Source organism: Pseudomonas yangonensis (assembly GCF_009932725.1).
GTDB classification, from domain to species: domain Bacteria; phylum Pseudomonadota; class Gammaproteobacteria; order Pseudomonadales; family Pseudomonadaceae; genus Aquipseudomonas; species Aquipseudomonas yangonensis.
Genome location: NZ_BLJU01000003.1, coordinates 258094 through 282391, shown reverse-complemented (window position 1 = coordinate 282391; position 24298 = coordinate 258094). Strand labels below are relative to the sequence as shown.

The window sequence follows — 24298 nt, the reverse complement described above, 5'->3', positions numbered from 1 at the left end:
CTGCCCGCCGATTCCGCCCTGTTCTCTGTTCAAGGTGCCGCCGTGACTGACCGTACCGAGGCCGTGAAGGCCTACCTGCTCGACCTGCAAGATCGCATCTGTTCCGCCCTGCAAGCCGAAGACGGCCAGGCCGTTTTCGTCGAGGACGCCTGGCAGCGTCCGGCCGGCGGTGGCGGTCGTACGCGGGTGATCGAGAACGGCGCACTGATCGAAAAGGGCGGGGTGAATTTCTCCCATGTATTCGGCGACAGTCTGCCGCCGTCGGCCAGCGCCCATCGTCCCGAGTTGGCCGGACGCGGTTTTCAGGCGCTCGGCGTATCGCTGGTGATCCACCCGGAAAACCCCTACGTGCCGACCTCGCACGCCAACGTGCGCTTCTTCAGCGCCGAGAAGGAAGGCGAGGAACCGGTGTGGTGGTTCGGCGGCGGTTTCGACCTGACGCCCTACTACGCCAATGAAGAGGACTGCGTGCACTGGCACCAGGTCGCGCATGACGCCTGCGCGCCCTTCGGTGCCGAGGTCTATCCCAAGTTCAAGGCCTGGTGCGATCGCTATTTCCACCTCAAGCACCGCGGTGAGCCGCGTGGAATCGGCGGGCTGTTCTTCGACGATCTCAACGACTGGGATTTCGACACCTGCTTCGCCTTTATCCGCGCCATCGGCGACGCCTACATTCAGGCCTATCTGCCGATCGTTCAGCGGCGCAAGTCTATGCCCTTCGGTGCGCGTGAGCGTGAGTTCCAGGCCTTCCGTCGCGGCCGCTACGTCGAGTTCAACCTGGTATTCGACCGTGGCACCCTGTTCGGCCTGCAGTCCGGTGGGCGTACCGAGTCGATTCTCATGTCGCTGCCGCCGCACGTGCGTTGGGGCTACGACTGGAAGCCGGAGCCGGGTAGCGAGGAAGCTCGCCTGACCGAATACTTCCTCACCGATCGAGATTGGCTGGCATGAGCTTTTTCGCGTAGCCCGGATGCAATCCGGGGCAAATCAGCGACCGCTCCCGGATGTCATCCGGGCTACGAATTGGCGCCTACACAAACAGGACTTTCCATGGACCGCTACTGCGTCTTCGGCAACCCCATCGGCCACAGCAAATCGCCGCTGATCCATCGCCTGTTCGCCGAGCAGACCGGTCAGGCGCTTACCTACGAGGCGCGCCTGGCGCCGCTGGATGACTTCGCCGGCAATGCCCGCGCCTTCTTTACCGAGGGCCTGGGCGGCAACGTGACCGTGCCGTTCAAGGAAGAGGCCTTTCGCCTGGCCGACGAGCTGACCGAGCGCGCGCGCCGCGCCGGTGCAGTGAATACCCTGAAAAAACTGGCAGACGGCCGTCTGCTCGGCGACAACACCGATGGCGCCGGCTTGACCCGCGATCTGCAGGACAACGCCGGCTTCAGCCTGGCCGGCAAGCGCGTTCTCGTCCTCGGCGCCGGCGGTGCCGTGCGCGGCGTGCTGGAACCCTTCCTGGCGCAGAAGCCGGCCGTGCTGGTGATCGCCAACCGCACCGTGGCCAAGGCCGAACAACTGGTGCGCGAATTCGCCGATCTCGGCCCACTGGTGGCCGCCGGTTTCGACTGGATCGACGCGCCGGTGGATCTGATCGTCAACGGCACCTCGGCCAGCCTTGGCGGTGAGTTGCCGCCGATTGCGCCGGGCCTGATCCAGCCCGGGCATACGGTCTGCTACGACATGATGTACGCTAAGGAGCCAACGGCGTTTAATCGCTGGGCTGCCGAACAGGGCGCCGCACGCTGCCTGGATGGTCTGGGCATGCTGGTCGAGCAGGCCGCCGAAGCGTTTCAGCTGTGGCGCGCTGTGCGGCCGGATACGGCACCCGTGCTGACCGAACTGCGCCGTCAATTGCTGGCTTGAGGACAGAGTGATGGAAGAGCACGCGCTACCCAGGATCCGGGGCTACCACGCCCACGTCTACTTCGACGCCAGCAGCCTCGATAAAGCACGCGCATTGTGCGAAGAAGCGGCGCGTTGTTTCCCGCTGAAGATGGGACGTGTGCATGAGCGCCCGGTCGGTCCGCATCCGGACTGGAGCTGCCAGCTGGCCTTCCGCCCCGAGCTGTTCGCTGAGCTGGTGCCCTGGCTGATGCAGCGGCGCGACGGCCTCAATGTGCTGGTTCATCCGATTACCGGTGACGATCTGCGCGACCACCGCGACTGGTCCCTTTGGCTCGGCCAGGTACGCCCGCTGGACCTGAGCGCACTCGAAGACGAATGAGCGCCGGAGCGAGCTGTCTGGCTCAATCCTCGAACAACACCGGGCAGCTTTGCGCACCTTCCAGCTTGAGGATTTCCTCCACCACCTGCGGCCGCGCCTGACGCAACACCAGGCTGCGCTGCAGCGCCTGCAGGCGGCGCGCTTCCTGGTGCAGCATCTCCACCCCGGCATAGTCGATGAAGTTGATGTGCCTTGCGTCGATCACCAGGCGTTGGCCGCGGCTGCGCTGCAGCAATTGCTGGATGTACTGGCAGGCGCCGAAGAAGATCGAGCCGTCGATGCGCAGAATTTCGTCGTCGCCGTCGTGCCACAGGCGCACGCGCGGCTGCGAGGTGCGCTTGAGGTAGAAGAACAGCGAGGCCAGTACACCGGCGTAGATTGCCGTCTGCAGCTCCAGCACCAGGGTGGCGACGAAGGTCAGCAGCATCACCACGAACTCGGCACGACTGACCTTGCGCAGCGCTCGGATCGCCGGCAGATCCACCAGGCCCCAGCAGATCAGCAGGATACCGGCGGCCATCACCGGCAGCGGGATATGCGTCAGCAGCGCTGCGCCGAACACCGCGAACAGCGCCACCAGCAATGCCGAGAACACCCCGGCCAGCGGTGTGCGTGCGCCGGCCTGCAGGTTCAGCGCCGAGCGGGTGAAGGAGCCGGCCGACAGCGAGCCGGAAAACCACGGGCCGATCATGTTCGACAGGCCCTGGGCGCGCACTTCCTGGTTGGCATCGAGGAACTGGTGCGACTTCACCGCCAGCGCGCGGGCGATGGACAGACTGGTGACCAGCCCGAGCATGCCGCAGGCTACCGCTGCCGGCAGCAGGCGCAGCACGTCGTCGAGGTCGAAATTCAGCATGGTCAAAGGTGGCAGGCCACCTTCGAACGGCGCCACCAGGGCGATGTCAGCGGTGAAGCGTGCCGGTAGCAGCCAGGTCAGCAGACTGCCGCAGACCAGGCCGATCAGCAGTGCGGGTGCCTTCGGCCAGAGTTTGCGCACGGCCACGCTGAGCAGCAGGGTAAAGGCCGCCAGCGCCAGGCTCGGCCAGTGCGCCTCGGACAGGTGCTGGCCGATCTGCAGCAGGCTGGTCAGCGCCGTCGGTTGGCTGGCGACCTCGACGCCGAGCAGGTTGGGCATCTGGCCGATGGCGATTACCAGCGCCGCGCCGAGGGTGAAGCCGAGCACCACCGACTGCGAGACGAAGTTCACCAGTGCGCCGAAGCGCAACAGGCCGAGCAGCCACTGGAACAGCCCGGCGAGAAAGGTCAGCAGCAGGATCAAGGCGATGAATTCGTCGCTGCCCATGCGCGCCATGGGCGTGACGCTGGTGAACAGGACGATGGAGATGGCGGCGGTCGGCCCGCAGATCAGGTGCCAGGACGAGCCCCACAGGCAGGCGATGATCACCGGCACGATGGCCGCGTACAGCCCGTACTCCGCGGGCAGGCCGGCGATCAGCGCGTAGGCCAGCGACTGCGGCAGGGCCAGGATGGCGCCGGTCAGGCCCACCAGCAGGTCGTTGCCGAGGGTCTTGCGACTGGTGCCGGGCAACCAGCGGAGAAACGGCAGCAGGGTCTGTCGGTCGGGTAGGCGCATGGTTCGGTTCAAGGGTGGGCCGCAGGCGACTCCACCCTACTCACTTGCGGCGGTTAATTCAAAGTCGCGCCTTCACCGCAGCCAGGCCATCGCCGCCGTCACGGGTGGTGACGCCCTGCAGCCAGCCATCGAGCACCTGCGGGTTGGCCTTGAGCCAGGCCTTGATCGCGGCGTCGTTGCTGGCCTGCTTGCTCAGTACTTGGTCCATGATGCTGTTCTCCATGTCCTGGGTGAAGCGCAACTGGGTCAGGAGCTTGCCGACGTTCGGGCACTGCTCGGCATAGCCCTTGCGCGCCAGGGTATTGACCTGGCCGCTGTCGCCGAAGTACTTCTCGCCGCCCTTGAGGTACTTCATGTCGTACTGCACGTTCATCGGGTGCGGCGTCCAGCCGAGGAAGACCACGAACTGCTCGCGTTTCACCGCGCGGCCCACTTGCACCAGCATCGCCTGCTCGCTGGATTCCACCAGTTTCCAGTCGCCCAGACCGAACTCGTCGGCGGCGATCATCTGCTTTATCGAATCGTTACCCGGCGAGCCGGAGGCGATGCCGTAGAGCTTCTTGTCGAACTTGTCGGCGTGTTTGTCCAGATCGGCGAAGGTCTTTACCCCCGCATCGTAGGCATAGGCTGGCACGGCCAGGGTGTACTCGGTGCCTTCGAGGTTCTGCGCCAGCTTGTCCAGATCGCCGCTGGCGACGAACTTGTCGTAGTTGCTCTGCTGCGCCGGCATCCAGTTGCCGAGGAACACGTCGATCTGCCCCTTCTGCAGCCCGGCGAAGATGATCGGCACGGCCAGGGTCTGGCTTTGCGTCTCGTAGCCCAGGCCGTCGAGCAGGAAGCTGGCGATGCCGTTGGTCACGGCGATGTCGCTCCAGCCGGGATCACCGAGCTTGACCGTGCTGCAGGCTGCATCCTCGGCCCAGACATTGCCGGCGCTGCTGAGCGCGGTGGCGAGTAACAGCACACTGAATCGGTTCATGGCGTCTCTCCTTTTTTCTTCTGTTTTGGGGGCGGCAGTCGGTAAAGGTTCATACCTGAGGGAAACGGGCGCGGCGCTCCAGGTCGTCGAGATCGATGTGGTTGCGCATGTACTGCTGGCTGGCATCAACCCAGGGCTGGTGATCCCAGCTGGTCAGCTTGCCCTGGCTCAGGGCCTCGGCCACCAGTCGGCGGCGGCGTTGGCTGGCCAATGTTGCGGCGTGGATGGCGCTAATGTCCCAGCGCTCGCGCGCTTCGGCGATGAACTCAGCGAGCAGGTTCTGATGGTCGGCACTGCCGGCGAGGTTCTCGCGCTCGGCCGGGTCGTGCTGCAGGTTGAACAGCAGCAGCGGATCGTCCTCGGAATAGACGAACTTCCAGGGTCCGCGGCGAATCATCATTAGCGGGCTGAGCGTGCCTTCGGCCATGTATTCGCCGAGCACTTCGTCATGCCCACCCTCACCCTCGAGGTGCGGCAGCAGGGAGCGACCTTCCAGTTCCAGGCCCTGCTCGATCTGGCCGCCGGCCAGTTCCACCAGGGTAGGCAGCAGATCGAGGGTGGAGACCGACTGGCTGACCCGATGCGCGGCAAAGCGCTTCGGTGCATGGACCAGCAGCGGCACGCGGGCGGACATCTCGAACCAGTGCATCTTGTACCAGAGGCCGCGCTCGCCAAGCATGTCGCCATGGTCGCCGGAGAAGACGACCAGGGTGTCTTCGGCCAGGCCGCATTCCTCCAGGGTCCCCAGCAGCTTGCCGATGTTGTCGTCGATATAGCTGCAGGCACCAAAGTAGGCGCGGCGGGCGTCGCGGATCTTGTCCTCGGGCAGCGGCTTGTCCCACAGGTCGATGACCTTGAGCAGGCGCCGCGAGTGCGGGTCCTGCTCGCTCTGCTCGATGTGCTGGCGCGGCATGGGAATATCCACACCTTCGTAGCGATCCCAGTATTCGCGGGGAATGGTGTAGGGGTCGTGCGGGTGGGTCATCGACACGGTCAGGCAGAACGGCTGCTCCGGCGTCAGGCGCACGTGGTCATAGAGATACTGGCGCGCCTTGAACACCACCTCTTCGTCGAAATCCAGCTGGTTGCTGCGCACGCAGGGGCCGGCCTGCAGCACCGAGGACATGTTGTGGTACCAGCTGGCGCGTACGTCCGGCTCGTCCCAGTTCACCGCCCAGCCGTAGTCGGCCGGATAGATGTCGCTGGTCAGGCGCTCCTCATAGCCATGCAGCTGGTCCGGGCCGCAGAAGTGCATCTTGCCCGACAGCGCCGTGCGGTAGCCGAGGCGGCGCAGGTAGTGGGCGTAGGTCGGTACATCGGCGGGAAAATCCGCGGCGTTGTCATAGGCGCCGATTTTCGATGGTAGCCGGCCGCTGACCAGAGTGAAGCGCGACGGCGCACAGAGCGGGCTGTTGCAATAGGCCGAGTCGAACACCACGGCCTGCTCGGCCAGCTTCATCAGGTGCGGCATCTGCACCGGCGAGGCGGCATCGTGCAGCGGCAGGATCGGTGCGGCCATCTGGTCGGCCATGATGAAGAGGATGTTCGGGCGCTTCATGAGGTCGGCTATTCCATATTGTTGGTTTATGCGACAGTGCGGGTGCCATGATTCCGGTAGAACGGCAGCAGGGTAAACCCGGCTGCGACACATGCCTCGGATAAGCAGAGCTTATGTTCAATGCCATCGATGGGCTGTCGCTCGACGCGCTGCGGGTGTTCGAGTCGGCGGCGCGCCAGCTCAGTTTCACCGCAGCGGCCAGCGAACTGGGCAGCAGCCAGCCGGCCATCAGCCAGCAGATCAAACGCCTCGAGCAGCAGCTGGCCACGCGCCTGTTCGACCGCATCTATCGCGGCATCGTCCTGACCGAGGCCGGTGAGCTGCTGCTGGCGCATGTGCAGGAAGGGCTGGCGGCCCTCGATACCGGTCTTGCTGCCGTCACCACGCGTCAGCAACATGAGGTGCTGCAGGTGGCCACCGACTTTGCCTTCGCCGCCTACTGGCTGATGCCGCGCCTGCAGCGTTTCAATCGCCTGTACCCGGAGGTGGACGTCAGCCTGATCACCAGCGAGCGCGATCCGGCCACGGTGCCCAGTGACATCGACGTGGCGATCCGCTTCGGCGATGGCCGTTTCAAGCACGGCGAGGCGCATCTGCTGTTTCACGAAGAGGTGTTTCCGGTGTGCAGCCCGCGCCTGCTCGGCGAGCGTCAGCCTCCGCTGCCGGCTCAGGTGCTGACCGAGCTGCCGCTGCTGCACCTGCGTCCGGAACACCGCTCGCGCTGGTTCGATTGGGAGGGATTGTTTCGCGCGCTGGGTATCGCCTGCCTGCCCACGCCCGGCGCCCTGCGCTTCGACAACTACACCCTGCTGATCCAGGCCGCCATCGCCGGGCAGGGCGTGGCCATCGGTTGGCGCCATCTGGTGGATGAACTTCTCGCTCAGGGGTTGCTCTGTCGTCTGGGCGAGGCCGAAGCGCATTCGGCGCTCGGCTACTACCTGGTACTGCCCGAGCGTAAAAGGCGTCAGCGTCTGACCGCGCGTTTCGTCGACTGGTTGCAGGCCGAGCTGGATTCGCCAGCGGCGACCGTTTAACCGGGCCATACTGCAATAGCGAGCGATGAGTCCCTATACTGAGCGCCGCCGCACACCGCCATCGTGCGAGATGTGCTTGCGGCCCCTCCACTCCAACCGGTGAGCTGAACCGTGAAACTTCGTCATTCGATTTTGGGCCTGCTGCTGTGCGGTAGCCTTGTTGTTTCGAACCTCCAGGCCGCGCCGGCCCAGCCCAAGCAGGAGCTGGCCGCAGGCAGCGCCTTGCTGATCGATCTGAAAACCGGCCAGGAGCTGTATTCCAGCAACGCGGACCTGCGCCTGCCGGTCGCCTCGGTCACCAAACTGATGACCGCCATGGTGGTGCTCGACGCCAAGCTGCCGCTGGACGAGGTATTGCCGATCACCATCCGCGACACCAAGGAAATGCAGGGCGTGTTCTCCCGCGTGCGCATTGGCAGCGAGATCAGCCGGCGCGACATGCTGCACCTGGCGCTGATGTCTTCGGAGAACCGTGCCGCCGCCAGCCTCGCCCACCATTATCCGGGCGGCCACGCGGCCTTCGTCGCGGCGATGAACGCCAAGGCCAGGGCGCTGGGCATGCACAACAGCCACTTCGTCGAACCCACCGGCCTGTCCGAACAGAACGTTGCCACCGCGCGTGATCTGGCGCTGATGGTCAAGGCGGCCAACCAGTACCCGCTGATCCACCAGTTCAGCACCGATTCCGAAGCCACCGTGGCCTTCCGCAAGCCCAATTACACCCTGGGCTTTCGCAATACCAATGCGCTGGTGCGCAAGGCCGACTGGAACATCAACCTGAGCAAAACCGGCTTCACCAACGCCGCCGGTCGCTGCCTGGTGATGGCCACCACCATCGCCAACCGTCCGGTGGCTTTCGTGGTGCTCGGCGCCTTCGGCAAGTACACCCATATGGCCGACGCCAACCGCCTCAAGCGCTGGATGGAGACTGGCAAGGTCACCCCGGTGCCGGCCGCCGCCCTCAGCTACAAGCAGCAGAAGCTGGCCGAGTGGAGCCTGCAGGCCGCGCAATGACCTGACGCTGATGCAGAAAAGGGCGACTCGGTGAGTCGCCCTTTTTCGTTGTGCTGTCGTGTAGCCCGGATGCAATCCGGGGAAACAGTCACAAGGCCCCGGATTGCATCCGGGCTACGGTCGTTGTGTCTCAGGCCGGGCAGCCCAGTCGCTCGCTAAGGAAATCGAGAAAACAGGTGATGCGCGACGCCAGCGCGGTGTTGCGGTAGTACACCGCGTTGATTGGCTGGCGCACCTCCACCCGTTGCTCGGCCAGCACCTCCACCAGTGCGCCGCTGGCGCGAGCGGTATCGGTCATGAAATCCGACAGGCACACCACACCCTCGCCGGCCAGGGCCAGCGCGAGAACGGTATCGCCGCTGGAGGCGCGCAGGCTTGGAGTGATGCGCCAGCGCTCGCCGAGGGCATGGCGCAGAGGCCATTCATTGAGGCTGTCGGGCTCGGTGAAACCGATCAGGCTGTGTCCAGACAGGTCTTCGGTGCGTGCCGGCGTGCCATGCCGGCGCAGGTACTTGGGGCTGGCCAGCACGCGACGATAGCTGTGACACAGGGGCCGCGCGTGCAGGCTGGAGTCCGGCAGATGACCGATGCGGATGGCCAGGTCTGTGCGTCGTTCCAGCAGGTCGATGATACGGTCGTCACTGTTCAGTTCCAGCTCGATCTGCGGATAAAGCGCGCGAAATTCGCCGATCAGCGGCACGATCGCATGCAGCATGAAGGGCGAAGCGGTGTTTATGCGCAAGCGCCCTGCCGGTGCCTGGCGACGCAGGGTCATCTGCTCCTCGGCTTCCTCGACGCTGGCCAGGATGCGCCGCGCCTGAGCCAGGAACACCTCGCCCTCTTCGGTCAGCTCCAGGCGTCGCGTGGTGCGACGCAGCAGGGTAACGCCAAGCTTTTCCTCCAGGCGACTCAGCGCGCGACTGACACCCGAGGCGGTTTGTTCCAGCTGCTCGGCCGCGGCGCTGATCGAACCGCTGTCGACCACGCTGACGAAGGCGAGCATTTCATCCAGGCTGGTTTTCATTGTTGATCTTCAGTCAAAGGTGTTTGCGGAGCTTCCGGCTTTTTCCGCAGGAGTCTGGCGCGGATACTGCGCCACCTCAACCCCGCTCGCCGCCAGGCAAGGTGCTGCAACTTTTGCCTGATCGATGGTGCCGAACCTTTCGATACCCGTTGCGCCCCGATGCTCGGCCAGCGTTTCCCGATCTATGAGGAGCTTCTCATGAAATTCATTCCCCCCTTCGGCCTCGGCACCTTCCGTCTCAAGGAGCAGGTCGCCGTCGACTCGGTGCGTACCGGTCTGGAGCTGGGCTACCGGCATATCGACACGGCGCAGATCTACGGCAACGAGGCCGAGGTCGGCCAGGCCATTGCCGACAGCGGCGTGGCGCGTGACGAGCTGTTCGTCACCACCAAGGTGTGGACCGAGAACCTCGGCAGTGGCCGGGTGCTTCCCAGCCTGCGCGAGAGCCTGCAGCGCCTGGGCCTGGAGCGGGTCGACCTGACCCTGATCCACTGGCCGTCGCCGAATGACGAGATTCCCGTGGCGCAGTATCTGGGCGAACTGCTCGAGGCCAAGCGCCAGGGGCTGACCGCGGCCATCGGTGTGTCCAACTTCACCATCGCCCATTTGCGCCAGGCCATCGAGGCCGTGGGCGTGGACGAGATCGCCACCAACCAGGTGGAAATCCATCCGCTGCTGCAGAACCGCAAGCTGGTGGCATTCGCCCGGCAGCAGGGTATCCATCTGACCGCCTACATGCCGCTGGCCTACGGCAAGGTGCTGGCCGAACCGGAGATCCAGCGCATCGCCGCCGCCCATGGCGCCAGCCCGGCACAGGTTGCCCTGGCCTGGTCGCTGCAGCAGGGCTATACGGTGATCCCCTCCTCGACCAGGCGCGAGAACCTGGCCGCCAACCTGGCCGCTGCCGAGCTGCGCCTGAGCACCGAAGACATGGCAGCCATCGAGGCGCTGGATCGTGGCGAGCGCGTTGCCAACCCGGGCTTTGCGCCGCGCTGGGATTAAGCCGTTAGTTTTGGTGCGCAGGCCTGACCACCAATGTGTGTGAGGGGCTTTAGCCACGACTCTGGGCGCTATCGGCCGCCGGCAATATCGATCAGTGCACCGGTTGTGTAGCTGGCCTTGTCATCGAGCAGCCAGATGATCGCTTCCGCGACTTCCTCGGCACGTCCGGCGCGCCCCAGCGGCGTGGTTCTGCCGAGGCGCTCGGCGCGATCCGGCTGGCCGCCGCTGGCGTGGATCTCGGTGTCGATCAGCCCGGGGCGCACGGCATTGACCCGCACGCCTTCGCCACCGAGCTCCTTGGCCAGGCCGCGGGTCAGCACGTCCATGGCGCCTTTTGCCCCGGCGTAGTCGACGTATTCGAAGGGCGAACCGAGACTGGCGGCGATGGACGACACCAGCACCATCGAACCGCCCTCGCCGCCGCGGCTGCGCGCCATGCGCCGGGCGCCTTCGCGAGCGGTCAGGTAGCTGCCCAGCACGTTGACCTCGAACATCCGTCGCAGGCGCTCGCCGCTCATTTCCAGCAGCGGCATGGGCGGCGCGACGATGCCGGCATTGACCACCAGACCGTGCAGCGGGCCGAACTTGTCCATGGCCGCGAACAGGCGCTGCACATCCTCTTCAACCGCCACATCGCCCGGTAAGGCGACGGCAGTGCCGCCCATGGCTTCGATCTGCGCCACCACACTCTCGGCTGCGGCGCTATCAGTACGGTAGTTCACGCCTACGCGCCAACCGTGCTCGGCGGCCAGCAAGGCGGTGGCGCGGCCGATGCCACGGCTGGCGCCGGTGATCAGCAGGTTCTTGCTCATGGGGAGGTCTCCTGTTCGTTGTGGTCATCGTGCGTCGTCCACCCTACGGCATGGCCTCGTCAGGAACCAGTGGGCAGGACCGTTGGCCGTCAGCGGACTCGGGGGTTACCATGCGCGCCCTTCTAGCGACCCGCACCTGCTCATGAAATCTGCAAGCTTGCGCGCCGACCTGCTGGCCGGCCTGACCTCGTCCTTCGCCCTGGTGCCCGAATGCATCGCCTTCGCCCTGGTGGCCCAGGTCAACCCGCTGATGGGGCTGTACGGCGCCTTCATCATCTGCACCCTCACCGCGCTGTTCGGCGGCCGGCCGGGCATGATCTCCGGCGCGGCCGGCTCGATGGCGGTGGTGATCGTCGCCCTGGTGGTGCAGCACGGCGTGCAGTACCTGCTGGCCACGGTGCTGCTCGGCGGCCTGATCATGCTGGCGTTCGGTCTGCTGCGCCTGGGCAAGCTGATCCGCATGGTGCCACACCCGGTGATGCTGGGCTTCGTCAACGGCCTGGCGATCATCATCGCCCTGGCCCAGCTCGAGCATTTCCAGCACGACGGCCACTGGCTGCAGGGCAAGGCGCTGTACCTGATGCTCGGTCTGGTGGCGCTGACCATGGTCATCGTCTACCTGCTGCCACGCCTGACCCGCGCGGTGCCGCCGGCGCTGGTGGCGATCCTCGGCATTGGCGCGCTGGTCTACCTGCTGGAGCTGCCGACCCACACCCTGGGCGATATGGCGCATATTGCCGGCGGCCTGCCGAGCCTGGTGCTGCCGGACATCCCCTGGAACCTGGATACGTTGGCCATCATCGCCCCCTACGCGATACTGATGGCCCTGGTCGGCCTGCTGGAAACCCTGCTGACGCTGAACCTCACCGACGAGATCACCGCCACCCGTGGCCATCCGGATCGCGAATGCGTGGCGCTCGGCGTGGCCAACATGACCTCCGGCCTGTTCGGCGGCATGGGCGGCTGCGCGATGATCGGCCAGACCGTGATCAACCTTAGCTCCGGCGGGCGCGGGCGACTGTCCGGCGTGGTCGCCGGGGTGATGATCCTGCTCTTCGTGCTGTTCCTCTCGCCGCTGATCGAACGCATTCCGCTGGCGGCACTGGTCGGTGTGATGTTCGTGGTGGCGCAGCAGACCTTCGCCTGGGGCTCCCTGCGCGTGGCCGGCAAGGTGCCGGCCAACGACGTGCTGGTGATAGTCGCCGTGACGGCCATCACCGTGGCCACCGACCTGGCCACCGCTGTGCTCTGCGGCATCGTCATCGCCGCGCTCAACTTCGCCTGGCAGCATGCCCGCGAACTCTACGCCGACAGCGACATGCAGGCTGACGGCAGCAAGCTGTACCGCGTGCATGGCACGCTGTTCTTCGCCTCCTGCACCACCTTCCTGGCGCAGTTCGAGCCGGCCGACGACCCGCAGCAGGTGACCCTGGACTGCCGCCACCTGAGCTTCGTCGACTACTCGGCCATTGCCGCGCTGAAGACCCTGCGCGAACGCTACGAACGCGCCGGCAAGCATCTGCGTGTGGTGCACCTATCCGAGCGTTGCAAGCAGTTGCTCAAACGTGCGGGCGAATAGACGGCTGACGCCATAATGAAAAAACCGCTGCCCTGTCGCCAGGTGCAGCGGTTTTTTTGGGGGGATCGAAAGCGATCAGCGGCGCGCGCCGCGTACCCCTTCGGCCAGTTCGCGGCACAGGCCGAGCACGCCGTCGATGGCTTGCTGCGAGCTTTTCGCCTCGGCGATCTTGTCGATCAGCGCCGAGCCGACCACCGCGCCCTCGGCGCGCCTGGCCACTTCGGCAGCGTGCTCCGGGGTGCGGATGCCGAAGCCGATGCACAGCGGCAGATCGGTGTGGCGACGCAGGCGGGCCACAGCTTCCTCGACATGATCCATGGTCGCCGCACCGGCACCGGTGACGCCGGCCACCGACACGTAGTAGACGAAGCCGGAGCTGCCGGCCAGCACGGTGGGCAGGCGGTCGTCGTCGGTGGTTGGGGTGGTCAGGCGGATGAAGTCCATGCCTGCGCTCTGCGCCGGCTCGCACAGCTCGTCGTTATGCTCTGGCGGCAGGTCGACCACGATCAGGCCGTCGACGCCGGCCTCTTTGGCGTCACTTATGAAGCGCTCCACGCCGTAGACGAAGATGGGGTTGTAGTAGCCCATCAGCACCAGTGGCGTGCTCTGGTTGCCTTGGCGGAATTCGCGAACCATCTGTAGCGTCTGCTGCATGCCTTGTTTGCCGGCCAGTGCGCGGATGTTGGCGAGCTGGATGGCCGGGCCGTCGGCCATCGGGTCGGTGAACGGCATGCCCAGCTCGATCACGTCGGCACCGGCGTCCGGCAGACCCTTGAGGATGCTCAGCGAGGTGGCGTAGTCGGGGTCACCGGCGGTGATGAAGGTCACCAGCGCGGCGCGGTTCTCCGCTTTCAGTTCGGCGAAACGGTTCTGCAGGCGGCTCATGCGTGCTTCTCCTGGTTGTCCTGCATGTGGTGCATCACGGTCTGCATGTCCTTGTCGCCACGACCGGACAGGTTGATCACCATCAGGTGATCCTTGGGCAGCTTCGGCGCACGCTTGAAGGCTTCGGCCAGCGCGTGGGCGCTTTCCAGGGCCGGGATGATGCCTTCCAGGCGGCAGCACTGGTGGAAGGCTTCGAGGGCTTCGTCATCGCTGATCGGCACGTACTCGACGCGCTTGATCTCGTGCAACCAGGCGTGTTCCGGGCCGACGCCGGGGTAGTCGAGGCCGGCGGAAATCGAGTGGGCATCGGTGATCTGGCCGTCCTCGTCCTGCAGCAGGAAGGTGCGGTTGCCGTGCAGCACGCCCGGTGCGCCGCCGGCCATGCTCGCCGCATGCTTGCCGGTGTCGATGCCGTGGCCCGCAGCCTCGACGCCGACGATCTGCACGCCTTGGTCGTCGAGGAAGGGGTGGAACAGGCCGATGGCGTTGGAGCCGCCGCCGATGCAGGCCACCAGCGAGTCGGGCAAACGCCCTTCCTTCGCCAGGATCTGCTCACGCACTTCGTTGCCGATCACCGACTGGAAGTCGCGGACCATGGCCGGGTACGGATGCGGGCCGGCAGCGGTGCCGATCAGGTAGAAGGTGTTGTGGACGTTGGTCACCCAGTCGCGCAGGGCCTCGTTCATGGCGTCCTTGAGGGTGCCGGTGCCGGCGGTGACCGGAATCACCTCGGCGCCGAGCAGCTTCATGCGGAAGACGTTGGCCTGCTGGCGGTCGATGTCGGTGGTGCCCATGTACACCACGCACTGCATGCCGAAGCGCGCGGCCACGGTGGCGGTGGCCACGCCGTGCATGCCGGCGCCGGTCTCGGCGATGATGCGCTGCTTGCCCATGCGCTTGGCCAGGAGGATCTGGCCGATGCAGTTGTTGATCTTGTGCGCGCCGGTGTGATTCAGGTCTTCGCGCTTGAGGTAGATCTTCGCTCCGCCGAAGTGCTCGGAAAGGCGCTCGGCGTAATACAGCGGGCTGGCGCGGCCGATGTAGTCGCGCTGGAAGTAGGCCAGCTCTTCGAGGAAGGCCGGATCGTTCTTGGCCTGCTCGTATTCGGCGGCCAGCGAGTTGATCAGCGGCATCAGGGTCTCGGCGACGAACTGACCACCGAAGCGGCCGAACAGGCCGCGAGCGTCGGGGCCGGTGCGAAATGAGGTCATGGCGTGCTCCTTGTCGACAGCCAGTGGCTGGCAGGGCGAGTGAGTGATGGGCCCATTCTAGCCCCATGAGACGTGGTGAAAAGCGATTTGATTGAGTTGATTTGTCAGAAAAACTCACAAATAAAGAGGCCTGCCGGTGTGACGCAGCGCACGCGCGCGACACATGAGCAGAACTCGGCGCTGCCTAATCTGTCCCAGCCGCAGGCGGCATGGCGTCGCCCCACAGGGAGAGACACGAATGCACAAGGTAATGGCGGTCAGCGTAATCTGCGCAGCGCTGGCGACGACGGCTCAGGCTGCGACACTGGAGCTCCATGGTATTGGCAACTCACGCGATGTCACGTGCAAGGGGCAGGACGTCAGCATTAGCGGCGCCGACAACCACTTCCGTTTGAGTGGCGACTGTGGCCGCGTCGAGGTGCACGGTTCGAAACACGTGGTCAGCCTGGACAATGCCGCCAGCCTGGAAGTGACCGGCGGGGAGAACCAGATAGAGGCTGCGCGGCTCGGTGGCCTGGATGTGGACGGTGCCGATCACCGGATCACGGCCCAGGTGCAGGGCGACGGTCAGCAGCCCGCACAGGTCGTGCTATATGGCGGCGGCAACGTACTCACGCTCGATCTACGAGGGCCAGTGCGGCTGGAGGTCAATGGGACTGATCAGCAGGTCACCTGGCAAGGGGACGACCCGGAGATGGAAACCAGCGGCTTCGGCCACCGTCTGCAGCGGCAATAAGCAGGCGGCGGTTGGCGACCCGCGGGGAACGTGATTAGATGCCCCTGACTTGTCAGGAAAAATCACCTCTCCCATGAGCCGCGATCTGCCCCCACTCAACGCGCTGCGCGCCTTCGAGGCGGCCGCCCGCCTGCAAAGCGTCAGCCGCGCCGCCGAGGAGCTGCACGTCACTCACGGCGCGGTCAGCCGGCAGATTCGCGTACTCGAAGAGCAACTGGGCCTCGGTCTGTTCGACAAGGACGGCCGTGGCGTCAAGCTTACTGCCGCCGGCGTTCGCCTGCGCGATGCCGCTTCGGAGGCCTTCGAGCGCCTGCGCGAAACCTGCGCCACGCTGCGTCGCGAAACCGAAGAGCGCCCCTTCGTGCTCGGTTGCCCCGGCAGCCTGCTGGCGCGCTGGTTCATCCCGCGTCTCGATCGCCTGCAGCGCGAATTGCCCGAACTGCGCCTGCAACTCTCGGCCAGCCAGGGCGAGTTGGACCCGCGCAGCGCCGAGGTGGATGCCACTCTGCTGTTCGCCGACCCGCCCTGGCCGGCCGACATGCAGGTATTCGAGCTGGCGCCCGAGCGCATCGGCCCGGTGCTCAGCCCGCGCTATGCCAACCATGCGCAGTTGGCTGCTGCCTTGCCCAAGGCGCTCTACGCCGAGGCGCTGCTGCATACCACCTCGCGCCCGCAGGCCTGGCCGCAGTGGGCACAGGCCCAGGGCCTGGCGCCCGAGCGACTGCAACAGGGCCAGGGTTTCGAGCATCTCTATTATTTGCTGGAGGCGGCGGCCGCCGGGCTTGGCGTTGCCATCGCGCCGGAAACGCTGGTGGCCGACGACCTGCGCGCCGGTCGTCTGGTCGCGCCCTGGGGCTTCGTCGAAACCAGTGGCTGCCTGGCGCTGTGGACGCGCCGCACCGACCCGCGCAGCGAGCGCCTGGCGCACTGGTTGCGTGAAGAGCTGGCGGCCTGAGCAAGGGTAGCGGCCAGGTCGTCTCTGTCCAAGAGCGCGACGTTACCAGCGAGGCAGGGCGCAGAGTCGGTTGCTAGCATCGCCGGACTTTCCTTTCCCTCAGCGGTCCGGCCGGTTCAGACGAGGCATCGATGTCCAACCTTTGCAGCAGTGCCGTCGATTTCACCCCCTATACGCTGGAGGTGACCGGCAAGGGTATCCGCGAAGTCGAGCAGGCGTGGGCGTCGATACCGGCCGGCACGCCGATCAACATTGCCTTTCTGGGCAATGAGGATCACGCCCAGCGTATTCATGCGGCGAAGATCATCCGGGCCTGCGGCGCCGAGCCGGTGCCGATCATTTCCTCACGCCGGCTGCGCAGCGAGGGCGATCGTGACGACCTGATCGGCGCGCTGATCGAGCAGGCGGCGCCCAAGCGCTTCATGTTCGTCGGCGGTGACCCGGCCACGCCTGCCGGGCCCTACCAGGACTCCCTGGCGCTGCTGGCCAGTGGTGTGCTGGAGCGCCACGGCATCGATCAGGTGGTGATCACCGGTTACCCGGAAGGACACCCGAAGATCGACAAGGGTGAGCTCATGCGCGCCCTGCAATGGAAGCTGGATTTTCTGCGAGAGGCTGGCTGCGCCGTGGAGATCACCACGCAGTTCGGCTTCGATGCCGAGGCGGTGGTGCGCTGGATCGAGCAACTGCGCCAGCAGGGTATCGACACGCCTGTGCGCATCGGCGTGCCCGGGCCGGCCGATGTCGGCAAGCTGCTGCGCTTCGCCCGTCAGTTCGGAGTGGCGACCTCAGCTTCGATCCTGCGGCGTTACGGCTTGTCGATGACCAATCTGATGCAGCGCGTGGGCGCCGAACGTTACTGGGACCAGCTGCAGGCCGGCTTGGGTGGCAGGCAACTGGGCAGCATCGGCTGGCACCTCTATCCCTTTGGCGGAATCGAGGATGGGGTTAGCTGGATCAATGCCCGTTTGAGCGATGACTCCAGGCTCCAGGCATCATCGCGCTGGACGACGTAGCCACAGCCAGGGGTTGGCATGGCGTTTTCCAGATTGCCGGCGAGATGTGGGGCTTGATGCTGCCAGGCGAGCCGGCCCTGGGCGGGGCGCTGAACCAGCGCTTCCCGCTTTTGCACATTCGCCGAGCGGGTATCCCGGCCTTGCCGCTTGCGTGCCCGTTGCTCAGAACGCATGCACCAGCGTCGCGGTGAGGTTGCGTGGGGTGCCGTACCAGCCGCGTGGGCCGATTGCCGTGTAGTAGGTTTCGTCGAGCGCATTGTTCAGGTTGAGTGAGACGCTGGTTTCGGGCGTGAGGGCATACTGCGCCATCAGGTCCACCACGCTGTAGGGGGCCTGCGTGAAGGTCTCGCCATTCGGGCCGGAACTTTTGTAATACTCCTCACCCTGCCAGCGCACGCCGCCGCCCACCTTCAGCTGCGGCTGCGATTGCAGGCGATAGGTGGTGAACAACTTGAGGGTATCGCGCGGCACTTCGCTGAGCAGGCGCTCAGCGTCGGAATCCTTGATCACCGCATAGCTGTAACTGGCCGAGACCTGCCAGTCCGGCAGCAGCTCGCCGGCCATTTCCACCTCGAAGCCACGGGTCTTGGTGCCGGACTTGGCGATGGAATAACCGGGATTGTCCGGGTCGGCCACCGGCAGGTTGTCTTGTTGCACCTCGAACACGCTCAGACCGGCGGTCAGGCGCTTGTCCCAGAACTCGGCCTTGAGGCCCAGCTCGTAGTTTTCGCCTTCCTTGGGTTCGAGATAAGTGCCGTCGAACTGCTGGCGGTCCTGCGGATTGAAGATGGTGGTATAGCTGGCGTAGGCCGACCAGTTGTCATTGAGGTCGTAGACCAGGCCCACATAGGGCGTGACGATGCCGTTCTCCTGCTCCTTGGAGCGGGTGACCTCGCCGCTTGCCAGAGAGTGAGACGACTTGTCGCGCTGCCAGTCGATGACCCGCGCCCCGGTGATCAGCGCGAGGCTGTCGGTCAGGCTCCAGCGGGCCGCTGCCACCAGGCCCAGTTGGGTCTCATTCAGTGCGTCTTCCGTGGATTGGTTATGGATGGCGTCAGGCACCGCCAGCGAGCCATCCCAGGTATGAATGTTGTCGATATCCTGGAACGTCCACAGCGGATAGCCGCCATTGCGGTAGTAAGCCCGGTGGTGGCTGGCGCCCAGGTACAGCTCGTGTTCGCGGGATAACAAGGCAAAGGGCCCGGTGGCCGACAGGTCGAACGAGGTCTGCCGAGGCTCGGCAGCCCAGCGCCCGGTCCAGGTGCTGACGCCGCTACCATCGGCGTTGACCCGGCCATTGGCAGCGGTGGCGAAGGCATCGTCATAACTGCGGCGACTGTGCTCTGCATTGAACTTGACCTGCCAGCCGTTGCTCAGCGCATGCTCCAGGGTGGTGAACAGGGTCTTGGTCTCGCGCTTGTGGTAGCCCCAGTCGGCGCCGGAGTTGAACGAGCGCGACGGTTTGAAGTGGCTGCCGTCGCTGTTGTACATCGGAAAGCCGTGGTTGCCGGCGCCGTCGTTGTCCAGGTCCTGATACTCGGCACCGACGGTCAGCATGCTGGTGTCGCTGATGTCCCACTCCAGCACGCCGTAAGCCACCTGCTTTTCCAGCGCCTGACGGTTGACATGGCTCTTGCTGTCGGTCTTCGCCGCGACCACCCGGCCACGTAGGTGGCCGCTGTCCGAGAGCCTGCCGGAGACGTCCAGCTCGCTGCGGTAATTGTCCCAGCGGCCGGCCTGCAGGGTCAGCTTGCGCTGCGTCTGCAGGGTCGGCTTCTTGCGGATCAGGTTGACCGTGGCACTCGGGTCGCCTGTGCCCGACATCAGGCCGGTGGCGCCGCGCACCACTTCGACGCGGTCGTAGATGGCCATGTCGGCCAGGTCATCGTTGAAGCCATAGGTGCTGGGGCGGCTGATGCCATCGACCTGGATATTGTCGATCGGCAGACCGCGCACATAGATCTGGTTGGCGTCACTGCCGGCGGGCCCCATGTTGTTGGCCACCACGCCCGGGGTCCGTTCGAGCACCTGGGTAATATCGGTGAGGTTCTGATCCTCGATCTGCTGACGGGTCACCACGCTGATGGCCTGAGGCGTTTCGCGCATCGACAGATTGAGCCCGGTTGCGGTGCTGGCCGAGGCGGTGGTGTAACTGCCCGTGCCCTCCGTGGTCACGCCCAGTTGACCGCTGGTGACCGTTGTCGCGCTAAGCTCCAGCGCCTCGCCCGATTGGGCGCGTACCAGCACGTAGCGCTTGCCGCCGGCCTTCCGCACGCTCAGGCCGCTGCCCTGCAGCAGCCGGGCAAAGCCTTCTTCCACCTCATATTCGCCGTGCAGGCCGGCGCTTTCGAGGTTCGCGGTTTCACCGCTGCCGAAGCTCAGAGTAACGCCACTGGCGGCGGCGAACTGGCTCAGCGCAGCGGCCAGGCTACCGGCGGGGATGCTGTAGCTAAGCGGCTCCGCCCAGGCACTGGCAGTCGCCAACAGCGAGCCGGAAAGGCTCAGCGTCAGTGCGGCCTGGCGAATGCTGCGGGCGAGCGGGGAAGGGCAAGCGGACATCGGGGGCTCCTGGACAATTAGCATTAGCGGCGTCTGCGCGCGTGCAGAGGGAGCCGAACAGGCAATGAGAATCTGTTACCGATGAGTGAGAAAACTTTCTGCTTAGCAAGGATGCTCAGCCAGGCGGGTAGCCCGGATGAAATCCGGGAAAAAATCGGGCGGGATATCCAATCGCCGCTGATTTCATCCGGGCTACAGGGCTGCTCAAGCGGCGTTCGATGCGTTCGGTTGAAGCTCATTCGCCGCGACTACGCGCCGCGCTGTTCGATACGCACCCAGTAGCGCGTCAGGCGCTGCACCCTGACCGGCAGGGCGTCCTCCAGGCTGGCCAGAATGGCTTCCTCGTCATCCAGCTGGAAGGCGCCGGACAGGCGCATGGCCGCCACCTGCGGCGCGCAACCGAGGTAGCCATGACGATAGCGCGACAGCTCGCCAAGCAGGCGATCCAGCCGCCAGTCGACCGCCACCAGCCTGCCCTGGGTCCAGGCCGAAGCATTGGCCGTGGACGCCTGCACGACCCCCGCGCACTGCGCGCTGAACCTAACCCCCTGCCCGGCCTCCACCCGCGTCGGCGCGGCCGTGGCCAGGCGTGGCTGAACCTCCACGGCGTGCTCCTCGACCGTGACCTCGCTGCGCTCTTCCAACTGGCGCACCAGGAAGCGTGTACCCAGCGCGCGGATGCTGCCCTCGGCGGTCTGCACCCGCAGCGGCCGCACGTCCGGCCCGCTCTGCACGAGGATTTCCCCCTCCTGCAGGTGGATCAGGCGCTGCGCCGTATCGAAGCGGATATCCACCCGGGTGGCGGTATTGAGTTCCAGGCGACTGCCATCGGCCAGCATCACCCGCTTGCGCTCACCGACCCGCGTTGTGTAATCGGCGCTCAGCGGTGAGACGCGATAGCCCTGCCAGCCGACCACACCGGCGCCAAGCAGCACCGCCAGCGTCTTCAGCGCTGTGCGCCGGCCCTGATGCGCGCCCTGCAGTGCAGCGGCGGCCAACTGCGGCGAAGTCACTGCCAGGCGCTGCTGCAAGCGCTGCAGGCGCTGCCACGCCTCAGCATGGCGAGGATCGGCGTGCAACCAGCGCTGCCACGCGTGCTCGGTGGCGGCATCGGCCTGGCTGTCGTTGAGCCGCACATACCAGTCCACCGCCTCGGCGAGAATCGCCTTCATGCCTCCTCCAGCAGCAGGCAGTGCAGCAGCGCCTTGGCCAGGTGTTTGCGCACCGTGGTCACGGAAACGCCCATGCGCAGCGCTGTCTTTTCGTAGCTCAGGCCGTCGAGCTGCACGGCGAGGAAGATGCCCCGCGTGCGCTCGCCCATGCCGTCGAGCATGCGGTCGATGGCCTCCAGGTTGTCGAGAATCAGCACGCGCTCCTCGGCCGACGGCGCGTACTGCTCCGGACGCAATGCCAACGCCTCCAGATAGGCCTGCTCCAGCGAACGGCGGCGATAGAGATCGATTACCAGACCCCGGGCGACCGTTACCAGATAAGGTCGCGGTTCACGCAGCGCGCCGGCATTACGCGCCTGCAACACCCGGACAAAGGTGTCCTGAGCCAGATCGGCGGCATCGGCCGAATTGTTCAGGCGCTGGCGCAGCCAGCCGTTCAGCCAGCCATGATGCTCGCGGTAGAGCCTGTGCAGATCCGTATTGCAGGATGCCGTGGACATTACGGGCCCCAATAGAAATGATGGTGTAAATGGGAATTTTTAACGATTGTAAGCCTGGCGGACATGGGTTGGGAACGGGATGGCGGCCATGGATAGACATCGTGAGAACGTTGAGCCTGTTCCGGCGTCTAGTTTTGAGAGTATTTCCACAACGAGCGGAGGCGCGTCATGTCTAACCATCACACTTACAAGAAAATCGAAATCGTCGGTACATCGCCGACCAGCATTGAAGAAGCCATCGAGAACGCGTTGGCCGAGTGCGCCAAGAGCGTGCGCAACATGGACTGGTTCGAGGTGATGGGCACCCGTGGCCATATCGAGAACGGCAAAGTGGCGCATTATCAGGTCACGCTCAAGGTCGGCTTTCGCCTGAGCGGCAGTTGATGCCCTGACGCAAGCGGCAAGGCTGTATCGGCGGCGACGCCATTGTTTGGCCGCCGGTTCAGTGCTTGCGGCAGGCGGCTGAAGGCTGTGCCGATGCGCACATTGCCGGAAGTGCCTGGTGGCCAGGTGCGGCAGGATCGGGCAAGCTGCCCGGGCTGATTTCAGGGAGGAAATGCCATGTTCAGACTCTTGCTGCTGATGAGCCTGCTGTCGCTCGCAGGTTGCATCGACAACGAACCGCCGCTAGCCGAGGAGCGCCGCCTGCTGCTCAGCGGGGAAGACTTCGCCAGCTACGAGGCGCCGCAGGAGGGTCGCTACCAGAAGGTGGTGACCTATGCCACGCGCACCATCGACCTCAGTTTCGAAAGCCGGGGCAGCGACTGGTTCTACCTCTACACCGGCGTCTCGCTGTATCCACGCGCCGGCGATGCACTGATGACCAGCTACGCCGAGACCTTCGGCGCCTCCTTCGGTCTGCGTGACAGCGGTCTGCTGCAAGAGGATCTGCCGCTGGAAACCAGGCTGGCCAGTCGCGCCAGTCTCAAGCTGCTGACCCAGGACGGCGAGCCGGTTGGCAATCTGTTCTATGCCACGGTCGGCAACAAATCGATGTTTACCATCTTCACCGGGGTGTATTTCGAGCAGGCCGAGGACTTCGAGACCTTCATCGCGCCCAAGCTCCTGGCATTGCGCGAATACCAGCACGACGATCCCTTGCTGACCTGGGCGGGCAGAACCCTCGGCTTTGGCGAGTGACAGGTGCCTAGCCGAAGAACCAGTAGCACACGGCAATCGCGGCGATGATCCCCGCTGCATCGGCGACCAGCGCGCAGCCCACGGCATGGCGGGCGCGCTGCAGGCCGACCGCGCCGAAGTACACCGCCAGCACATAGAAGGTGGTTTCGGTGCTGCCCTGTACCGTGGCCGCCACCAGTGCCGGGAAGCTGTCGACACCGAAGTTTTCCATGGTCTCGATCAGCATGGCGCGCGCTGCGCCGCCGGAGAACGGCTTGATCAGCGCAGTGGGCAGGGCGTCGACGAAGCGCGTATCCCAGCCCAGCGTCTCGACCAGCCAACGGATGCCGTCCAGGCCGAAATCCAGCGCGCCGGATGCACGCAGCACGCCGATGGCGCAGAGCATGGCGACCAGATACGGCAGCAGGCTCTTGGCTACATCGAAACCTTCCTTGGCGCCATCGACAAAGCTCTCGTACACCGGAACCTTGCGCAGGGCGCCAACCACCAGAAACAGCATGATCAGGCCGAACAGGGTGAGATTGCCGAGCAGCGAGGAAAGCGCCGCCAGAGCCGTGGCGCTCATGCCGGCGAGCAGCGCCATGAAGCCGCCCAGCAGCAGCGCGGTAGGAATCAGGTAGGCCAGCACCACCGGGTCCCACAGACGCAGACGCTGCATCACAGCCACCGCCAGCAGACCCGCCAGGGTCGAGGCGCTGGTGGCCAGCAGGATGGGCAGGAACACCAGGGTCGGATCCTCGGCGCCTTGCTGCACGCGGTACATGAAGATTGACACCGGCAGCAGGGTCAGCGAGGAGGTATTGAGAACGAGGAACAGGATCTGCGCATTGCTCGCCGTGGTAGCGCTCGGGTTGAGGTCCTGCAGGGCGCGCATGGCCTTGAGGCCGATCGGCGTGGCGGCGTTGTCCAGGCCCAGGCCGTTGGCTGCGAAGTTCATGCTGATCAGCCCCAGCGCCGGGTGGCCGCGCGGCACCTCCGGCATCAGGCGGGCGAACAGCGGCCCCAGCAGACGTGCCAGCAGATCGACCAGTCCGGCTTTCTCGGCGATACGCAGCAGGCCCAGCCACAGCGTCAGGGTGCCGAACAACACCACCATCAGCTCCACCGAGAGCTTGGCCATGGCGAACAGGCTCTCGACCATGGCGCCGAACACGCTGGCGTCGCCGCCGATCAACCAGCGCGCCAGAGCGGCGATGGCACCCAGCAGAAAAAAGCCCAGCCAAAGGCCATTGAGCATTGCGATCCCCCTTAGCTCGAAGTCGCGAGCGACGCCTTCCTTGATGGCCTTCTCCTTG

Annotated in this window: 23 protein-coding genes; 12 read left to right on the top strand and 11 right to left on the bottom strand. The window is 65.4% G+C overall.

All coding sequences use genetic code 11. From position 1 onward, the window contains the following. Positions 1-42 precede the first annotated feature (42 nt). The 3 genes from hemF to GYB81_RS06935 all read left to right on the top strand — a co-directional run bounded on the left by hemF (position 43) and on the right by GYB81_RS06935 (position 2233). The gene (hemF, locus tag GYB81_RS06945) at positions 43-951 is read left to right on the top strand and encodes an oxygen-dependent coproporphyrinogen oxidase (RefSeq protein ID WP_161864203.1); all 909 of its coding nucleotides are present in this window, start codon (positions 43-45) and stop codon (positions 949-951) included. A 99-nt stretch (positions 952-1050) separates the two neighbouring features. Further along, positions 1051-1872: a shikimate dehydrogenase gene (gene aroE, locus GYB81_RS06940; protein ID WP_161864202.1), complete on the top strand. Its 822-nt coding sequence runs from the start codon at positions 1051-1053 to the stop codon at positions 1870-1872. A 10-nt stretch (positions 1873-1882) separates the two neighbouring features. Continuing rightward, on the top strand, positions 1883-2233 hold the full coding sequence (locus GYB81_RS06935; RefSeq protein WP_161864201.1) for a DOPA 4,5-dioxygenase family protein: 351 nt from the start codon (positions 1883-1885) through the stop codon (positions 2231-2233). A 22-nt stretch (positions 2234-2255) separates the two neighbouring features. Here the strand turns inward: GYB81_RS06935 and GYB81_RS06930 are convergent, their stop codons facing one another. From GYB81_RS06930 to betC, 3 genes are read right to left on the bottom strand one after another with little or no spacing between them, the layout of a single operon-like run. Continuing rightward, on the bottom strand, positions 2256-3827 hold the full coding sequence (locus GYB81_RS06930) for a SulP family inorganic anion transporter (RefSeq protein ID WP_161897777.1): 1572 nt from the start codon (positions 3825-3827) through the stop codon (positions 2256-2258). Between the two features lie 58 nt (positions 3828-3885). Then, on the bottom strand, positions 3886-4806 hold the full coding sequence (locus tag GYB81_RS06925; protein ID WP_161897776.1) for a choline ABC transporter substrate-binding protein: 921 nt from the start codon (positions 4804-4806) through the stop codon (positions 3886-3888). Between the two features lie 49 nt (positions 4807-4855). Further along, positions 4856-6364: a choline-sulfatase gene (betC, locus tag GYB81_RS06920; RefSeq protein WP_161897775.1), complete on the bottom strand. Its 1509-nt coding sequence runs from the start codon at positions 6362-6364 to the stop codon at positions 4856-4858. 113 nt (positions 6365-6477) lie between these two features. Here betC and GYB81_RS06915 point away from each other — a divergent pair, with 113 nt between their 5' ends. Both GYB81_RS06915 and pbpG read left to right on the top strand, forming a co-directional pair. Beyond that, on the top strand, positions 6478-7398 hold the full coding sequence (locus GYB81_RS06915; protein WP_161897774.1) for a choline sulfate utilization transcriptional regulator: 921 nt from the start codon (positions 6478-6480) through the stop codon (positions 7396-7398). Between the two features lie 111 nt (positions 7399-7509). Beyond that, positions 7510-8412 (top strand): D-alanyl-D-alanine endopeptidase, encoded by a 903-nt coding sequence (gene pbpG, locus GYB81_RS06910; protein ID WP_161864196.1) that lies wholly within the window; start codon positions 7510-7512, stop codon positions 8410-8412. 130 nt (positions 8413-8542) lie between these two features. On the opposite strand, the gene GYB81_RS06905 is transcribed toward pbpG, so the two are convergent. Next, entirely contained in the window at positions 8543-9436 is an 894-nt protein-coding gene (locus GYB81_RS06905) for a LysR substrate-binding domain-containing protein (protein ID WP_161897773.1), read from the bottom strand. A 198-nt stretch (positions 9437-9634) separates the two neighbouring features. Here GYB81_RS06905 and dkgB point away from each other — a divergent pair, with 198 nt between their 5' ends. After that, on the top strand, positions 9635-10438 hold the full coding sequence (gene dkgB, locus GYB81_RS06900; protein ID WP_161897772.1) for a 2,5-didehydrogluconate reductase DkgB: 804 nt from the start codon (positions 9635-9637) through the stop codon (positions 10436-10438). 68 nt (positions 10439-10506) lie between these two features. Here dkgB and GYB81_RS06895 read toward each other — a convergent pair whose 3' ends face one another. Beyond that, the gene (locus GYB81_RS06895; RefSeq protein WP_161897771.1) at positions 10507-11250 is read right to left on the bottom strand and encodes an SDR family oxidoreductase; all 744 of its coding nucleotides are present in this window, start codon (positions 11248-11250) and stop codon (positions 10507-10509) included. Positions 11251-11392: 142 nt separating this feature from the next. On the opposite strand from GYB81_RS06895, the gene GYB81_RS06890 reads away from it, so the two are divergent. Beyond that, positions 11393-12829, top strand: a complete 1437-nt coding sequence (locus tag GYB81_RS06890) for a SulP family inorganic anion transporter (protein WP_161897770.1) — start codon at positions 11393-11395, stop codon at positions 12827-12829. A 75-nt stretch (positions 12830-12904) separates the two neighbouring features. Here the strand turns inward: GYB81_RS06890 and trpA are convergent, their stop codons facing one another. Beyond that, positions 12905-13714 (bottom strand): tryptophan synthase subunit alpha, encoded by an 810-nt coding sequence (gene trpA / locus GYB81_RS06885; protein WP_161897769.1) that lies wholly within the window; start codon positions 13712-13714, stop codon positions 12905-12907. After that, entirely contained in the window at positions 13711-14925 is a 1215-nt protein-coding gene (gene trpB, locus GYB81_RS06880; protein ID WP_161897768.1) for a tryptophan synthase subunit beta, read from the bottom strand. The genes trpA and trpB overlap by 4 nt, the downstream gene beginning before the upstream one ends. A gap of 238 nt (positions 14926-15163) precedes the next feature. Here trpB and GYB81_RS06875 point away from each other — a divergent pair, with 238 nt between their 5' ends. The 3 genes from GYB81_RS06875 (at position 15164) to GYB81_RS06865 (ending at position 17632) form a co-directional block, all read left to right on the top strand. Beyond that, positions 15164-15661 (top strand): DUF3060 domain-containing protein, encoded by a 498-nt coding sequence (locus GYB81_RS06875; RefSeq protein WP_161864189.1) that lies wholly within the window; start codon positions 15164-15166, stop codon positions 15659-15661. Positions 15662-15734: 73 nt separating this feature from the next. Then, a complete protein-coding gene (locus GYB81_RS06870; RefSeq protein WP_161897767.1) occupies positions 15735-16616 on the top strand; it encodes a LysR family transcriptional regulator in 882 nt (293 codons plus the stop codon). Positions 16617-16747: 131 nt separating this feature from the next. Beyond that, positions 16748-17632, top strand: coding sequence for a methylenetetrahydrofolate reductase (locus GYB81_RS06865; protein WP_161897766.1), 885 nt, complete (start codon positions 16748-16750; stop codon positions 17630-17632). Between the two features lie 162 nt (positions 17633-17794). Here GYB81_RS06865 and GYB81_RS06860 read toward each other — a convergent pair whose 3' ends face one another. The 3 genes from GYB81_RS06860 to GYB81_RS06850 form a co-directional block, all read right to left on the bottom strand. Continuing rightward, the gene (locus GYB81_RS06860) at positions 17795-20191 is read right to left on the bottom strand and encodes a TonB-dependent siderophore receptor (protein ID WP_161897765.1); all 2397 of its coding nucleotides are present in this window, start codon (positions 20189-20191) and stop codon (positions 17795-17797) included. Between the two features lie 248 nt (positions 20192-20439). Beyond that, positions 20440-21363, bottom strand: coding sequence for a FecR domain-containing protein (locus GYB81_RS06855; RefSeq protein ID WP_161897764.1), 924 nt, complete (start codon positions 21361-21363; stop codon positions 20440-20442). Next, complete coding sequence (locus GYB81_RS06850; RefSeq protein WP_161897763.1) at positions 21360-21863, bottom strand: sigma-70 family RNA polymerase sigma factor; 504 nt, start codon at positions 21861-21863, stop codon at positions 21360-21362. The genes GYB81_RS06855 and GYB81_RS06850 overlap by 4 nt, the downstream gene beginning before the upstream one ends. A 168-nt stretch (positions 21864-22031) precedes the next feature. On the opposite strand from GYB81_RS06850, the gene GYB81_RS06845 reads away from it, so the two are divergent. Next, positions 22032-22247, top strand: coding sequence for a dodecin (locus GYB81_RS06845; protein WP_161864183.1), 216 nt, complete (start codon positions 22032-22034; stop codon positions 22245-22247). 177 nt (positions 22248-22424) lie between these two features. Further along, complete coding sequence (locus GYB81_RS06840) at positions 22425-23003, top strand: hypothetical protein (protein WP_161864182.1); 579 nt, start codon at positions 22425-22427, stop codon at positions 23001-23003. A 7-nt stretch (positions 23004-23010) separates the two neighbouring features. Here the strand turns inward: GYB81_RS06840 and GYB81_RS06835 are convergent, their stop codons facing one another. Continuing rightward, a complete protein-coding gene (locus tag GYB81_RS06835) occupies positions 23011-24240 on the bottom strand; it encodes a nucleoside recognition domain-containing protein (RefSeq protein WP_161897762.1) in 1230 nt (409 codons plus the stop codon). Between the last annotated feature and the right edge of the window lie 58 nt (positions 24241-24298).

Excerpts from the sequence above, each read along its gene's own strand:
- GYB81_RS06865 (WP_161897766.1), top strand. The coding sequence starts at position 16,748 with ATGTCCAACCTTTGCAGCAGTGCCGTCGATTTCACCCCCTATACGCTG.
- GYB81_RS06875 (WP_161864189.1), top strand. The coding sequence starts at position 15,164 with ATGCACAAGGTAATGGCGGTCAGCGTAATCTGCGCAGCGCTGGCGACG.
- dkgB (WP_161897772.1), top strand. The coding sequence starts at position 9,635 with ATGAAATTCATTCCCCCCTTCGGCCTCGGCACCTTCCGTCTCAAGGAG.
- GYB81_RS06860 (WP_161897765.1), bottom strand. The coding sequence starts at position 20,191 with ATGTCCGCTTGCCCTTCCCCGCTCGCCCGCAGCATTCGCCAGGCCGCA.
- GYB81_RS06870 (WP_161897767.1), top strand. The coding sequence starts at position 15,735 with ATGAGCCGCGATCTGCCCCCACTCAACGCGCTGCGCGCCTTCGAGGCG.
- GYB81_RS06855 (WP_161897764.1), bottom strand. The coding sequence starts at position 21,363 with ATGAAGGCGATTCTCGCCGAGGCGGTGGACTGGTATGTGCGGCTCAAC.
- GYB81_RS06840 (WP_161864182.1), top strand. The coding sequence starts at position 22,425 with ATGTTCAGACTCTTGCTGCTGATGAGCCTGCTGTCGCTCGCAGGTTGC.
- aroE (WP_161864202.1), top strand. The coding sequence starts at position 1,051 with ATGGACCGCTACTGCGTCTTCGGCAACCCCATCGGCCACAGCAAATCG.
- trpB (WP_161897768.1), bottom strand. The coding sequence starts at position 14,925 with ATGACCTCATTTCGCACCGGCCCCGACGCTCGCGGCCTGTTCGGCCGC.
- GYB81_RS06905 (WP_161897773.1), bottom strand. The coding sequence starts at position 9,436 with ATGAAAACCAGCCTGGATGAAATGCTCGCCTTCGTCAGCGTGGTCGAC.
- trpA (WP_161897769.1), bottom strand. The coding sequence starts at position 13,714 with ATGAGCCGCCTGCAGAACCGTTTCGCCGAACTGAAAGCGGAGAACCGC.
- GYB81_RS06930 (WP_161897777.1), bottom strand. The coding sequence starts at position 3,827 with ATGCGCCTACCCGACCGACAGACCCTGCTGCCGTTTCTCCGCTGGTTG.
- GYB81_RS06925 (WP_161897776.1), bottom strand. The coding sequence starts at position 4,806 with ATGAACCGATTCAGTGTGCTGTTACTCGCCACCGCGCTCAGCAGCGCC.
- betC (WP_161897775.1), bottom strand. The coding sequence starts at position 6,364 with ATGAAGCGCCCGAACATCCTCTTCATCATGGCCGACCAGATGGCCGCA.
- GYB81_RS06845 (WP_161864183.1), top strand. The coding sequence starts at position 22,032 with ATGTCTAACCATCACACTTACAAGAAAATCGAAATCGTCGGTACATCG.
- GYB81_RS06835 (WP_161897762.1), bottom strand. The coding sequence starts at position 24,240 with ATGCTCAATGGCCTTTGGCTGGGCTTTTTTCTGCTGGGTGCCATCGCC.
- GYB81_RS06850 (WP_161897763.1), bottom strand. The coding sequence starts at position 21,863 with ATGTCCACGGCATCCTGCAATACGGATCTGCACAGGCTCTACCGCGAG.
- GYB81_RS06895 (WP_161897771.1), bottom strand. The coding sequence starts at position 11,250 with ATGAGCAAGAACCTGCTGATCACCGGCGCCAGCCGTGGCATCGGCCGC.
- GYB81_RS06915 (WP_161897774.1), top strand. The coding sequence starts at position 6,478 with ATGTTCAATGCCATCGATGGGCTGTCGCTCGACGCGCTGCGGGTGTTC.
- GYB81_RS06890 (WP_161897770.1), top strand. The coding sequence starts at position 11,393 with ATGAAATCTGCAAGCTTGCGCGCCGACCTGCTGGCCGGCCTGACCTCG.
- GYB81_RS06935 (WP_161864201.1), top strand. The coding sequence starts at position 1,883 with ATGGAAGAGCACGCGCTACCCAGGATCCGGGGCTACCACGCCCACGTC.